Below are 12,948 nucleotides of genomic sequence, written 5' to 3' on the forward strand. Positions count from 1 at the left end.
GTCAGCGAATAAGCTGTCGCGAAATCTGGTTGAAAGGGGCTGCGCTGTGCGTGGCCCTTTGTTTTTGTTGCAGTGCAGCATTTGGCGCATTAGCCTTTGGTCATGCCTGACACCTATAGATATTTCCAAACGCAAATTGGGTCGGCGCTGAACTCTCAAAGCGCCTTGGCCTATGTTATTGATCTGCGAGGGCCTGATGCCTATCGCTCGTATTTTGATGTGAACGACTTCGCTTTGGCGGCAACGCAGGCCGCTGTCAGTGAATATGCCGCGCTGACAGGCGCGTCGCGCATTGGCATTGACCGTCGGCTGGCGCTTTTGTGGTTTCATCTGACCACGCGGCCTGTCGGATGGGACGTCGGGTCTGTCTGGGACGCGATCGCCGGTGATTATCAATGTGCCGATGGTTGGGTTCGGTTGCACACAAATGCGCCGCATCATCAGAAAGCGGCGCTAGAGGTTTTGGGGTGCGAAGCCGACAGGGACGAAGTGACCGGCATTCTGCGACAGCGCAGCAAGTTTGAGGTCGAACAGGCCGTCGTTGACAACAACGGATGCGCTGCGGCCATGATGTCGCTGAGCGAATGGCGCGATCACCCTCAAGGTCAGGCGCTTGCGCGCGCGCCCTTGGTAGAGTGGTCCGTGCGCGATGGCGGCAGGCCCAAGCATCGCGGTCTCAAGGGGCTGAAGGTGTTGGACCTGACGCGGGTGCTGGCTGGTCCGGTTGCAACGCGGTTTTTGGCGGGCTTTGGGGCCGAGGTTCTGCGCATTGATCCGCCCCATTGGAACGAACCTGCCGTCGAAGTGGATGTGACCCTTGGCAAGCGCTGCGCGGGGCTGGACCTGACCACAAATGAAGATCGTGACACGTTGAAGCGCTTGATTTCGCAAGCGGATCTGTTGGTGCATGGGTATCGGCCTGGCGCGCTGGCAGGCTTGGGCTTTGGCCCCAGAGAGCTGCAAAGTTTGAATCCCGGATTATGCGATGTCAGCTTGTGTGCCTATGGGTGGAGCGGCCCCTGGGCGTCGCGTCGCGGGTTTGACTCGTTGGTGCAGATGAGTTGCGGAATCGCCGATGAAGGCATGCGCAGGGCAGGGGCCGACAGACCGGTTCCGCTTCCGGTCCAGGCGTTGGATTTTGCGACAGGGTATCTGGTGGCAGCCGCAGCGCTGCGCGCTTTGCGTCGCCAGCAAACAGAAGGGCAGGTTTCAAGCGCCCGACTGTCCTTGGCGCGCACGGCGCATTTATTGACCTCGGCAGGCGCGCACGAGGCTTTGGGGGATGGGCTGGTCCCGGCGGATGGTGATTTCGCACCAACTCTCGAGAAAACGAGCTGGGGCGACATTCAGCGTATCACCGCGCCCTATGAGGTGGATGGCCAGCGCCCTGACTGGCCGATGGCGGCGGGTGCCCTGCGCAGGCACGCGCCAACTTGGGACTAGGGCGTCGGGCTAGGGCAGGCTCAGCTGCGTCATGCGGCCGCCGTCGACTGTCCAGACCTGACCGGTCACGAATGCGGCTGCATCCGAGGCCAGCCATGTCACCAGCGCACCAACATCCTTGGGGTCGCCTGTGCGCCGCAGGGGATGAATGTCGCCGATCTTGGCGCGGAACTCTTCTGGATCGCCCAGGCTTTCGATGAACGCGATGTTCAGTTCCGTGTCGATCCAACCGGGCGCAACGGCGTTACAGCGCACATTGTCTGGCCCATGATCTACCGCGACGGCGCGGGTTAAGCCGTGCAACCCTGCTTTCGAGGCGCAATAGGCTGGATGGCGCGGGTTTGACCCCAGACCTTCGATCGAGCCTATATTGACGATCGCCCCTTGTCTTTCGATCAGATGCGGCAGCGCCGATTTGATCAGAAGAAACGGAGCCGTCAGGTTCACCTGCAGGGTTACGTTCCAGTCATCAAGGCTGCTTTCCAGAACCGTGCCCTCGTGCATCACACCGGCGTTGTTGACCAGAATATCCAGCCCTCCGGCCGCAGCGGTAACCTGCTCGATCAAGCGAGCGGGGGTCTCAGGATCGGTGAAATCAGCCGGGAAATGCTCGAACTGATCGTCCGAGCCGCGTTGTGCGGTGAAAACGCGCGCGCCTGCGTCGGCCATAGCTTTGGCGCTGGCGGCACCGATGCCGCTTCGGCCTCCGGTGACCAGAGCAACTTTGCCAGAGAGATCGATCATTGCACAGGCTTCCCGCCATTCACCTCAAGCAGCGCGCCACACATATAGCGCGACTGATCCGAGGCCAGAAACACAACGACGTCCGCGATGTCTTCGGGTTCTGCGATCCGGCCCAGCGGCACGGATGAATTCAGGGTTTCGATCGCTTTGTCTGGATCAAGGCCACGGGTGGCAAAGCCTGTGCGCAACATGGGGGTGTTGACTTCGTTGGGGCAGACGCCGTTCACGCGGATGCCCTGATGCGCGTGGTCCATACCCAGACATTGGGTCAACGATGCCACGGCGGCTTTGGACATGATATACAAAGGGTGGTTCGGGCCCGGGTGCACGCCCCAGCACGAGGCAAGGTTGACGATCGCGCCACCTTTGTCTTGCATCAGGGGAATGGCCGCGCGGCAAATCCGGAACGGGGCTTCGACGTTGATGCCCATGGTGCGGGTGAAATCCTCGTCGCTTGCCTGCGTGATGTCGCCGCGGGTGATGATGCCTGCGTTGTTCACCACAATATCCAGCCCGCCCATCAGCTCTGCGGCCTCTGCTGGAAGGCGATCTGTAAAGCTGCCGTCGGTAAGGTCACCTGTGACGAAGTGATCCGCGTCGCCCACCACTCGGTCTGTGCCACAAACCACGGCGCCATGTTGCTTTAGGCGCGCCACGATTGCCTGGCCAATGCCGCCCGCAGCGCCTGTCACCAACGCGCGTTTTCCAGAAATGTCCTGCATAGAAATGCCTCCTTTTGCAGGCAGGCTAGAGCGCAAGGCCTAAGGCGACTAAGCGAAATCCGAACCGCAGCGCCCAAATTCCGTCGCGCGCCCTGAAAAAACACGGGCATGTTCAAGGGGCGCGACATTTTTTCTTGTCCTGCGTCAAAGACGGTCATTGCCGAAGCCTGCCCATCGCACTAAAACAAGCTGGAATCCAAACGGTAGAGGCGACTCTGCTGTTTTTAGTGCACTCAACAGGAGGCGAGGCATGGCAGACGCAGCCATTCACGGCCACGAACACGAAGATAACCGAGGTTTCTTCACTCGGTGGTTCATGTCCACCAACCACAAAGATATCGGTATTCTTTACCTGATCGTTTCTGCTCTGGCAGGTTTCATCGCAGTCGCTCTGACAGTTGGCATGCGTTTGGAACTGATGGAGCCGGGCGTTCAGTACATGTGTCAGGAAGGCAGCCGCTTCCTGCAATTCGGTGCAACCACCGAAGGCTGTACGCCGAATGGTCACCTTTGGAACGTTTTCATCACCTACCACGGTGTCTTGATGATGTTCTTCGTGGTTATCCCAGCGCTGTTTGGCGGTTTCGGTAACTACTTTATGCCACTGCAGATCGGTGCGCCGGATATGGCGTTCCCACGTATGAACAACCTGAGCTTCTGGCTCTACGTTGCAGGTACGTCTCTGGGTGTTGTTTCCATGTTCTCTCCAGGCGGCAATGGCCTGTCTGGTTCTGGTGTGGGCTGGGTTCTGTACCCGCCGCTGTCCACCACAGAGGCCGGTATGTCCATGGACCTTGCGATCTTTGCCGTGCACGTATCCGGTGCATCTTCGATCCTGGGTGCGATCAACATGATCACCACCTTCCTGAACATGCGCGCACCTGGCATGACCCTGTTCAAAGTACCTCTGTTTGCATGGTCGATCTTTGTCACCGCATGGCTGATCCTTCTGGCTCTGCCGGTTCTGGCGGGCGCGATCACTATGTTGCTGACAGACCGTAACTTCGGCACGACCTTCTTTGATCCAGCAGGCGGCGGCGACCCGATCCTGTATCAGCACATCCTGTGGTTCTTTGGTCACCCAGAAGTTTACATCGTTATTCTGCCGGGCTTTGGTATCATCTCTCACGTCATTGCGACCTTCGCGCGCAAGCCGGTCTTTGGCTATCTGCCAATGGTCTGGGCGATCATCGCGATTGGTGCTCTGGGCTTCGTTGTGTGGGCACACCACATGTACACCGTGGGTATGTCGCTGACACAGCAGTCCTACTTCATGATGGCGACGATGGTCATTGCGGTTCCGACCGGGGTTAAGATCTTCTCTTGGATCGCGACCATGTGGGGCGGATCGATCGAATTCAAAGCGCCTATGCTCTTTGCGTTCGGCTTCCTGTTCCTCTTCACCGCAGGTGGTGTAACAGGCATCGTTCTGTCTCAGGCGGGCGTAGACCGCGCGTATCACGATACATACTACGTGGTTGCGCACTTCCACTACGTGATGTCGCTGGGTGCTGTTTTCGCGATCTTCGCGGGCATATACTTCTACTTCGGTAAGATGACAGGACGTCACTATCCAGAGTTCGCAGCGAAGATCCACTTCTGGACCTTCTTCATCGGCGCCAACCTGACCTTCTTCCCACAGCACTTCTTGGGTCGTCAGGGTATGCCACGTCGTTACATCGACTATCCAGAAGCCTTCGCATACTGGAACAAGATCAGCTCGTACGGTGCGTTCATCTCATTCGCGTCCTTCGTGTTCTTCTTCGGCATCATGTTCTACGGCGTCTTTGCTGGCCGCCGCGTGACCGAGAACAACTATTGGAACGAATACGCAGATACGCTGGAGTGGACACTTCCTTGCCCACCACCAGAGCACACCTTTGAAATCCTTCCAAAACAGGAAGACTGGGACAAGGGCCACGCGCACTAATCCCTCTTAGGTAACGCGACACAAAGGCCCCGGAGTTCTCCGGGGCCTTTTTTTGATCTGAACGGATGCACAGACATGCCCTATCACTGGAGTGAAACGCCCCAAGGTCCCGAAGTGCTGCGCCTGACGGCGTATCGGTCTTTGTCCACCAAAGGGTTCGCGGCCGTCATCCTGATCACCTGCGCATTTCTAACGCTGCCACTCGCTGGGGTGCTGGGCACAGCTGCCTTGTGGTGGATGTTGCCCTTTATCGCACTGGCTGTCTGGGCGCTCTGGGCGGCGTTGCAGCGGTCTTACAAGGACGGTGACGTCTCGGAGGTGCTGACGCGCTCTGGCGACGTCCTGACGCTCACCCATCGCCCTGTGCGCGGCGAGGCGAAGGTTTGGGAGTGCAACATGTATTGGGTCCGCGCCGAGCTGCATACGCAGGGCGGGCCGGTGCCAAATTACCTGACGCTCAGTGGGAACGGTCGACAGGTCGAGCTGGGACGATTTCTGTCAGAGGACGAGCGCAAGGCGCTTTATAGCGACGTCCGCCGCTATCTCAGCGAACAGTGATGACGCGCTAGGCGGTCTGCATCCGGCGCAGACGTGATGCACGCAGCCTGTCGCGATGGACCGAACTTTTGACAACCGGACGCTTACGCTCTTTTCGGGCGGGCGTTTCGGACTTTTCCTTCAGATTGTCCAAAACAGCAGGGGACATCGGTTTCACCAGAAACAGCGATGTAAACCGGCTGCCGGGCGTTTCGGGAACAATCGCGAAGGACATGCCGCCGATATTGAGGTCAAAGTCAGGCACGTCTGACCGCATCAACATTCCTGCGATCGTGTTGGCATCATCGTTTTTGTCGAGCGCGAACTGACACGAGGCCGGGCCCATCCGGGTGATGCGCCCTGAAAACACGCGATCATCCACCTCGATGGTCGCGGGGATCTTGCAGGTAAAGCGCCGCGCAGAGGTTTTCGAAACGGTTCTGAACAGTGTGAACAGGAAATAGGCCAGGCCCGCCAGAACGCTGAGGGGCACAAGCGTGAACAAGAGCTTTGCCAACGGAGGCTGGTTTGCAATCGCGCTTTTCCAGTCCAGACGGGCATAATCCTCTTCCGGCGTAATGCGCTGACTTTCGCGATCTTTGACACCGCCGGTGCTGCCGCCAGCCTGATGGATTTTGGTCTCACCATCGACCAGTTGCATGATCTGCAGTCCGTCTTTGTCGGATTGCACAATGCGGTTCACGCCGACGCCGGTCGTATCTACAAGGCAGCCATCAGATGTCTTGGCAGAGGCGCCATGCGGATCAGCTTGATCTGTCAGGGCCAACCAGTCAATCACGCCAGAGTCCGCGTCGTTCTGCACAGACCCGCGAATTGTGACATGGGTACAGTCCATGTTGCTATGCGCCGATTGCGCCGTCGCGATCACGGGGAAACATGCAATTGCCAAAGCCGTTGGGAACGGCGCAGCACTGCGCAGGACATGGGTCACTGGGTTGGTCAAAGCCTGTCTACTCAATCTTGATCGGCCCACAGGTGCCCAGCACTGCTTTGTTTTTGTTTAGGGCACGTAAGCTCGGTTTTTTATTTGGCTCTCCATACATCGGAGGGCCGTGTTTTGGTCAAGCTGTAATACGGGGTCGTAGCGCAACCCTTGCGAGAAAATGTATTACTTTCAGCGCCTTGATTGACGGATCTCGATTCGCTGTTATCGCGATGGCTCAACCTGCGGCGGTGTGATTTCTGCGCGTTGCACGAGATGGGATAGAGGGCCTATGCAAAAGTATGGGGTGATTTGGGGCGACACTGGCGTAGTCCGCATCGCCCCGAATCAAACGTTGTTAGGCGATACCGCCTTTGATCAAACCTTCGGCGATGCGGGCATAGGCCTCGGCCATGGGACCATCCTGCGCCGCAATCGGCGTTCCGCCGTCACCTGCAAGCCGTGTGCTTAGATCGATCGGCAAGGTGCCTAGCAGCGGCACGCCCAGTTTCTCTGCTTCGGCGGCGACGCCTCCGTTGCCAAAAATATGCTCTTCGTGACCGCAATTGCTGCAGATGTGGAAAGACATGTTTTCGATCATCCCAAGAATAGGAGTCTTCAGGTTCTGGAACATGTCGATGGCTTTGCGGGCATCCAACAGGGCCACGTCTTGCGGTGTCGACACCAGAATGGCGCCGCTGATCTGAGTTTTCTGGCACAGGGTCAGCTGCACATCACCCGTACCAGGAGGCATATCAACCAGCAGGACGTCCAGTTCGCCCCATTGGACCTGACCGAGCATCTGTTGCAGAGCGCCCATCAGCATCGGGCCACGCCAGACCACGGCTTTGTTCTCTTCCAGCATAAAGCCAATCGACATCAACGTGACGCCATGGGAGTGCAGCGGGATGATGGTTTTGCCGTCAGGCGACGCGGGGCGTTTGTTGATGCCCATCATGCGCGGCTGGCTTGGACCATAGATATCTGCATCCAACAGGCCGACTTTGCGGCCCTGTTTGGCCAAAGCGACGGCAAGGTTGCTTGAAACAGTCGATTTGCCCACGCCGCCTTTGCCTGACCCGATCGCAATGATGCTTTTGACACCGGGAACGGCCATCGGGCCTTGCTGTGGCTTAGGGTGACCGCCAACTTTCAGGCTGGGGGGCTGTTTTTCAACCGTTGGCGCAGATAGCGCAACAGATGCCTTGCTGACGCCGGGCAGGGTTTCGACAACCCGTTCAGCAGCCTGTCGCAGAGGCTCCATTTGCTTGGCAATCTCGGGCGAGGGGGCTTCGATCACAAACCGTACCGTGTCCGCCTCGATGGTCAGGGCGCGAACCATATCTCGGCTAACCAAAGTGCCGCCGTCGGGCAGGGCCAGTTGTTCAAGCGCGGCTTTCACCTGATCACGGGTCACAGACATCAGCATCTCCTTCTTAGAACCGATCTAAGTGTTCTTACTTAAAGCGAAGCGCGGCGAATACCAGCGAAATGGGCGTGACAGATTAACTTTGTGCTTAAGGATTGATCGGTAACGGAAAAAAGGTGAGCTATTCAATTTCTGCATGGCAGCATTGCGCAACGGATTATTGTGCGATCGCAGCATTTCGTTATATTCAATCTCAACAGAGCAACGATGGTTCGATGAACTTTCAACGCTCAGAGCCGCAAGTGGCGGTTCACAGACATAGAATTCGAAGGGCTTCTTCTCCTCCCTAGCTCTTTGATGATTGCGGCGATGTCCTCCTCCTCCCTGATGTCGCCGCCCAAATTCCGGGCCCCGTGCCCAACAGATTGCAGGGCCCTGTTCCTCCTCCCTTAAGGGATCCTGCATCAGACCGGCGACTCCCTCCTCCTCCCTGGAGCCGCCGGACCAAATTCGGGCCAAGGCCCACCGACATACCGAAGACCCCTTTCTCCTCCCTTGGGTCTAGGTAACAAAGAACGGCGGCACCCTCCTCCTCCCTGGTGCCGCCGTTTTTGAGTCTTAGGGTGTGTTTCAGGCAAAAATCGCAGGTTGGTCACGCGAAGCTGATGCGTCGCGAGGGGATTTCCCTATGCAGGCCAAAAATTAAACATATTCTGGTGGTCTAGTTGGACCAAACAAGAGCAGTGCAGCGCGGGTATGAAGTTCTTTCGCTTTACATCCAAGATCCGGGACTGGCTCCGAGGAGGACACAGATCTCAGGAATCCGCAGCCCCCACCCGTGGGGTGCGCACGCATGTCATCATTCTGGATGGCACCATGTCGTCGCTGGACGAGGGGATGGAAACGAACGCTGGTCAGACCTATCGACTTTTGTCCGAGAAGGGCGGCGTGTGTCTGTTCTATGAGGCAGGTCTACAATTCACCAAATGGCAGAATGCACCAGACATCATGATGGGGCGGGGGATCAACCGTCAGATCCGTCGGGCCTATGGGTTCCTGGCGTCCCGGTATCGCCCGGGCGATCGCATTTTCCTGTTCGGGTATTCCCGAGGCGCATTTGCAGTGCGCTCCTTGGCCGGGGTGATCGACCGGATCGGGTTGCTTCAGGCGCATCACGCAACAGAGCGCAATATCAGGCAGGCCTATCGTCACTATGAATGCAATCCAGACGCGCCTGTCGTGGATGACTTTGCCGACGCGTTCTGTCATCCCTCCGTACAGATCGAAATGATCGGGGTTTGGGACACGGTTAAAGCGTTGGGCGTAAGGCTGCCCTTCGTCTGGAAGTATTCAGAGCGCCAGCACGACTTTCACGACCACCATTTGGGCGCCTCGGTGATGAACGGGTTTCATGCGCTGGCGTTAAATGAAAGCCGCGCGGCCTATACACCAGTGATGTGGTCCACCTCTGACGGGTGGACAGGCAATGTCGAGCAGGTCTGGTTTCGCGGGACACATGGCGATGTGGGCGGCCAGATTGATGGCGTCGAAGCGGTGCGCCCGCTGGCCAATATTCCGCTGGTCTGGATGCTTGAGAAGGCAGAAGGATGCGGGCTGGCCTTTCCTGATGACTGGCGAACTCGGTACCCGATGGATGTCACTGCGCCGTCGATTGGCACTTGGCGCGGTTGGGGTAAGATGTTTCTGGCCCGCAAACGGCGACAGGTGGGGCGGGATGCATCCGAACGCGTCCACGACAGCGTGCCTGATCGCGTCAAACCGCGGTGGCAGGTGTCTCCGCGGTTTTGGGCAGAGCGCCTAGGATTTCATAATAATGCACGTGGTTGACCCGGTGGCATAAAGCCGGCCGTCGTCTTTTCCCCTGATTTCACCCACCGCAACACCGGTGCTGCGGCCCGCGTGCTGAACACTGCCAATCGCACGCACCGGCATGCCGATCGGGATCGCTTTGACGATGTTCACTTTGAATTCCAGCGTCGTGTAGTAGCTGCCTTTTTCAAGCGTAGTCATCACCGCGCAGGCCATACAGCTGTCAAGAATGGTCCCATACCAGCCGCCATGAACGGTACGCAGCGGATTTGTCGCTTCAAATTGAGGGCGTCCCTCAAAGACCACATGCCCATGATCGACTTCTGCCAGTGCAAAGTTCAACGTGCGCGCAATCGGCGGACCAGCAAGTTCGCCCGTCAGGACGCCTTGCATAAAGTCCAGACCAGACATGGAGATCATGTCCTCAAACGTCGGGAGTTCCTCGAGCGTGTTTGCTATTTTGCGATGTGACATGGCCGCCTCCTCACGGGGATAAGAAGGCGGCCAATTCGCAGGGAATTCAATGCCCCGCGAAAATTACGCTACGTTCTGCAGCTTTACCTCAGGCGTGACGCCAAGTGCGTGACAGATATCGCGGGTCAGTTCTGGGGTGTTCAGCGTATAGAAGTGTAGCTGCTCTACGCCTTCCTCAATCAACGTCGAGCACATTTCGGTGCAAATCGCTGTTGCCAAAAGGGTTTCACGCTCATCCCGCGCGGCCTTGTCAAAGGCTTCGTCAATCCAGGCGGGGATGGATGTGCCGCAACGTGCAGCAAAGTTGCGCACGCCTTTCCAGTGTTCGATGGGCAGAATGCCTGGCGTGATCGGCGCGTTGATGCCGGCTTTTGCACTGGCGTCGCGGAACCTTAGAAAGGTTTCCGGCTCGAAGAAAAATTGGGTGAGCGCCTCAGAAGCACCTGCGTCCAGTTTGGCTTTCAGCCAGTCAATGTTGGCCTGCTGGTCGGCCGCTTCGGGGTGCACCTCGGGGTAGGCGCCGACTCGAATGTTGAAATCTCCGGTGTCCGCGAGGGCGCCGATCAGCTCGACACTGTTGGCAAAACCGTCTGGATGGGCGGTGAAGCCGGTGCTGCCTTTCGGTGGGTCACCACGCAGCGCCACGATGTCGCTGACGCCGGCTTTGGCAAAGCCCTGCGCGATTTCCAGCGTTTCGGCACGGGTGGCATCGACGCATGTCAAATGGGCCGCAACTGTCAGGCCGCTGTTTTTGTGAATGGTTTCAACAGCTTCGCGTGTCAGATCACGGGTCGTGCCACCTGCGCCATAGGTCACAGACACGAAGCGGGGGGCCAAAGGCGCTAGCACTTGAACCGTTTCCCACAACCGGAACGACGCCTCCAGATTGCGCGGTGGGAAGAATTCAAAAGAAATGTCAGGCGTGGTCATCGTGATGGTCCATTTTTGCGTTGACCCCTTGTTGCATGTGCAGCATCTTGAGGAAACTTCATAATTCTCAACAAGAACATGAGTAAAACATGAGAATGCACATCGAATTCCGTCACCTTCGCACCGTCAAAGCGATTCATGAATGCGGTGGTCTGGCGCGCGCAGCCGATCAGTTGAACATCACGCAATCCGCTTTGTCTCATCAGATCAAAGGGTTAGAAGAGCAGGCTGGGATCGAATTGTTCGTGCGTCGCTCCAAGCCGATGAAGCTTTCCGCCGCTGGTCAGCGCCTGTTGCGGCTGGCACAACAGGTTTTGCCCGAAGTCGAAGCTTTGGAAGACGAGTTCATGGGGCTGCGTGATGGCAAATCAGGCCGTCTGCATATCGCCATCGAATGTCATGCGTGTTTTGAGTGGCTTTTCCCTGTGCTCGAGACCTTCCGCAAAAACTGGCCGGATGTGGATGTTGATATTCGCCCGGGCCTTGCTTTTGATGCGATGCCAGCGCTGCAGAAAGAGGATGTGGATCTGGTGGTCTCATCCGACCCCGAGAGCCTGCCGGGGATAGAATTCGAACATCTGTTTGATTACAAACCAGTTTTTGTTGCTTCGGCCAATCACCCCTTAGCTCAGAAAGAGTGGATCGACGCCGCAGATTTCAGGGGAGAAACTCTGATCACCTATCCGGTAGAGCGCAATCGGCTGGATGTCTTCAGCCAGCTGTTGATCCCCGCCAAGGTCGAACCCGAGCGCGTGCGTCAGGCGGAGTTAACCGCCGTTATTCTGTTGCTTGTTGCGTCAAATCGGGGGGTCGCGGTCCTGCCGGATTGGGTGGTGCGCGAGGTCAAATATAACTCGGACTACGTCACGCGCCCGCTGACCGAAGCTGGCATTTCGCGCGGTCTTTTCGCCGCTGTGCGCACGCCAGATTTGGAGAAGCCCTTCATGACAGATCTGATCCGAATGGCCGGACAAGAAGCGCGACGTCTGCAAGAGGCCTGAGACGCCCGCAAAACACTGCGCAAAACCCTTGCTGCGTTGTGGTTTCGCCCTTGGCAAAGCTGTGTTCAAGGCGTATACGCGCGCTCTGATACAAAAGGAGCCGAGCGATGGCTGGCAGCGCAAACCTCAACATTATGATGAAAGCCGCACGCAAAGCGGCCCGTGGTCTGGTCAAGGACTTTGGCGAGGTTGAAAACCTGCAGGTTTCGGCGAAGTCGGCGGGCGATTTTGTCAGCCGCGCTGACATTCAGGCCGAGGCCGTTCTGAAAGAAGAACTGCTGGGTGCGCGCCCAACATATGGCTGGCTGGGCGAAGAGGGCGGTGGTCAAGACGGCCAAGACCCAACACGCCGTTGGATTGTCGATCCACTGGACGGCACCACCAACTTCCTGCACGGCATGCCGCATTGGGCGATCTCGATTGCGTTGGAACACAAGGGCGAGATCGTCGCCGGTGTTGTGTATGACGCGGCCAAAGACGAGATGTTTTATGCCGAGCGCGGCGAAGGTGCATGGCTGAACGACAGCAAGCGTCTGCGCGTGTCTTCGCGTCACCGCATGATTGAAAGCGTGTTTGCAACGGGCGTCCCATTCGCGGGCAGCACCGACTTGCCAGCGACCTTGAAAGATTTGGCACGTTTGATGCCGGCCTGCTCAGGTGTGCGCCGCTGGGGCGCTGCTTCGCTGGATTTGGCCTATGTCGCCGCGGGCCGTTACGAAGGCTTCTGGGAGCGCGGGCTGCATTCCTGGGATATCGCAGCGGGTCTTCTGATCGTGAAAGAAGCCGGTGGTTTCGTCCAAGCTATTGATCCAGAGGATTCTGTTCTGGATAGCGGCAGCATCATTGCGTCGAACGAACCAATCTTTGATCAGTTCTCAAAAGTCATTCGCAACTCTTAGACATCCGTACTTAATGGGGTCACCGACGGCGTCCCGCGCGCGGAACGCTGGTGTTTGAGCGTCGTCTGACGTTGGGCACGTTGCTGCGGCTTAGGCGATACTGCGCCTCGGGATGTGGCGGGTGGC

The 12,948-nt window shown here is 57.7% G+C and carries 12 protein-coding genes; 6 read left to right on the plus strand and 6 right to left on the minus strand.

Annotated elements, in window-relative coordinates; translation table 11 throughout:
• The first annotated feature begins 102 nt into the window (after positions 1 to 102).
• Positions 103 to 1,443 (plus strand): CoA transferase, encoded by a 1,341-nt coding sequence (locus ACEQWH_RS01445; RefSeq protein ID WP_370227619.1) that lies wholly within the window; start codon positions 103 to 105, stop codon positions 1,441 to 1,443.
• Positions 1,444 to 1,452: 9 nt separating this feature from the next.
• Here the strand turns inward: ACEQWH_RS01445 and ACEQWH_RS01450 are convergent, their stop codons facing one another.
• Complete coding sequence (locus ACEQWH_RS01450) at positions 1,453 to 2,187, minus strand: SDR family NAD(P)-dependent oxidoreductase (protein ID WP_370227621.1); 735 nt, start codon at positions 2,185 to 2,187, stop codon at positions 1,453 to 1,455.
• Complete coding sequence (locus ACEQWH_RS01455) at positions 2,184 to 2,909, minus strand: SDR family NAD(P)-dependent oxidoreductase (RefSeq protein ID WP_370227622.1); 726 nt, start codon at positions 2,907 to 2,909, stop codon at positions 2,184 to 2,186. The genes ACEQWH_RS01450 and ACEQWH_RS01455 overlap by 4 nt, the downstream gene beginning before the upstream one ends.
• A 250-nt stretch (positions 2,910 to 3,159) precedes the next feature.
• Here ACEQWH_RS01455 and ACEQWH_RS01460 point away from each other — a divergent pair, with 250 nt between their 5' ends.
• Both ACEQWH_RS01460 and ACEQWH_RS01465 read left to right on the plus strand, forming a co-directional pair.
• Positions 3,160 to 4,839, plus strand: coding sequence for a cytochrome c oxidase subunit 1 (locus tag ACEQWH_RS01460; protein ID WP_370227623.1), 1,680 nt, complete (start codon positions 3,160 to 3,162; stop codon positions 4,837 to 4,839).
• Positions 4,840 to 4,914: 75 nt separating this feature from the next.
• Entirely contained in the window at positions 4,915 to 5,397 is a 483-nt protein-coding gene (locus ACEQWH_RS01465) for a DUF2244 domain-containing protein (RefSeq protein WP_370227624.1), read from the plus strand.
• Between the two features lie 7 nt (positions 5,398 to 5,404).
• Here ACEQWH_RS01465 and ACEQWH_RS01470 read toward each other — a convergent pair whose 3' ends face one another.
• Both ACEQWH_RS01470 and ACEQWH_RS01475 read right to left on the minus strand, forming a co-directional pair.
• Positions 5,405 to 6,340, minus strand: a complete 936-nt coding sequence (locus tag ACEQWH_RS01470) for a hypothetical protein (protein ID WP_370227626.1) — start codon at positions 6,338 to 6,340, stop codon at positions 5,405 to 5,407.
• Between the two features lie 337 nt (positions 6,341 to 6,677).
• Positions 6,678 to 7,742 carry an Mrp/NBP35 family ATP-binding protein gene (locus ACEQWH_RS01475; RefSeq protein ID WP_370227627.1) on the minus strand — a complete coding sequence of 355 codons (1,065 nt, stop codon included), beginning with the start codon at positions 7,740 to 7,742 and terminating at the stop codon, positions 6,678 to 6,680.
• A 702-nt stretch (positions 7,743 to 8,444) separates the two neighbouring features.
• Between ACEQWH_RS01475 and ACEQWH_RS01480 the strand changes: the two genes are divergently transcribed.
• The gene (locus ACEQWH_RS01480; RefSeq protein ID WP_370227628.1) at positions 8,445 to 9,536 is read left to right on the plus strand and encodes a DUF2235 domain-containing protein; all 1,092 of its coding nucleotides are present in this window, start codon (positions 8,445 to 8,447) and stop codon (positions 9,534 to 9,536) included.
• Here ACEQWH_RS01480 and ACEQWH_RS01485 read toward each other — a convergent pair.
• Both ACEQWH_RS01485 and metF read right to left on the minus strand, forming a co-directional pair.
• Complete coding sequence (locus ACEQWH_RS01485; protein WP_370227629.1) at positions 9,507 to 9,992, minus strand: PaaI family thioesterase; 486 nt, start codon at positions 9,990 to 9,992, stop codon at positions 9,507 to 9,509. The two genes, ACEQWH_RS01480 and ACEQWH_RS01485, sit on opposite strands and share 30 nt — an antisense overlap.
• Before the next feature lie 63 nt (positions 9,993 to 10,055).
• The gene (metF, locus tag ACEQWH_RS01490) at positions 10,056 to 10,922 is read right to left on the minus strand and encodes a methylenetetrahydrofolate reductase [NAD(P)H] (protein WP_370227630.1); all 867 of its coding nucleotides are present in this window, start codon (positions 10,920 to 10,922) and stop codon (positions 10,056 to 10,058) included.
• A 95-nt stretch (positions 10,923 to 11,017) separates the two neighbouring features.
• Between metF and ACEQWH_RS01495 the strand changes: the two genes are divergently transcribed.
• Together ACEQWH_RS01495 and ACEQWH_RS01500 are read left to right on the plus strand one after the other, a co-directional pair.
• Positions 11,018 to 11,923 (plus strand): LysR family transcriptional regulator, encoded by a 906-nt coding sequence (locus tag ACEQWH_RS01495; protein WP_370227633.1) that lies wholly within the window; start codon positions 11,018 to 11,020, stop codon positions 11,921 to 11,923.
• Between the two features lie 107 nt (positions 11,924 to 12,030).
• The gene (locus ACEQWH_RS01500; protein ID WP_370227632.1) at positions 12,031 to 12,822 is read left to right on the plus strand and encodes an inositol monophosphatase family protein; all 792 of its coding nucleotides are present in this window, start codon (positions 12,031 to 12,033) and stop codon (positions 12,820 to 12,822) included.
• Positions 12,823 to 12,948: the final 126 nt, after the last annotated feature.

It is taken from the genome of Cognatishimia sp., from assembly GCF_964229375.1.
Taxonomy (GTDB): domain Bacteria; phylum Pseudomonadota; class Alphaproteobacteria; order Rhodobacterales; family Rhodobacteraceae; genus Cognatishimia.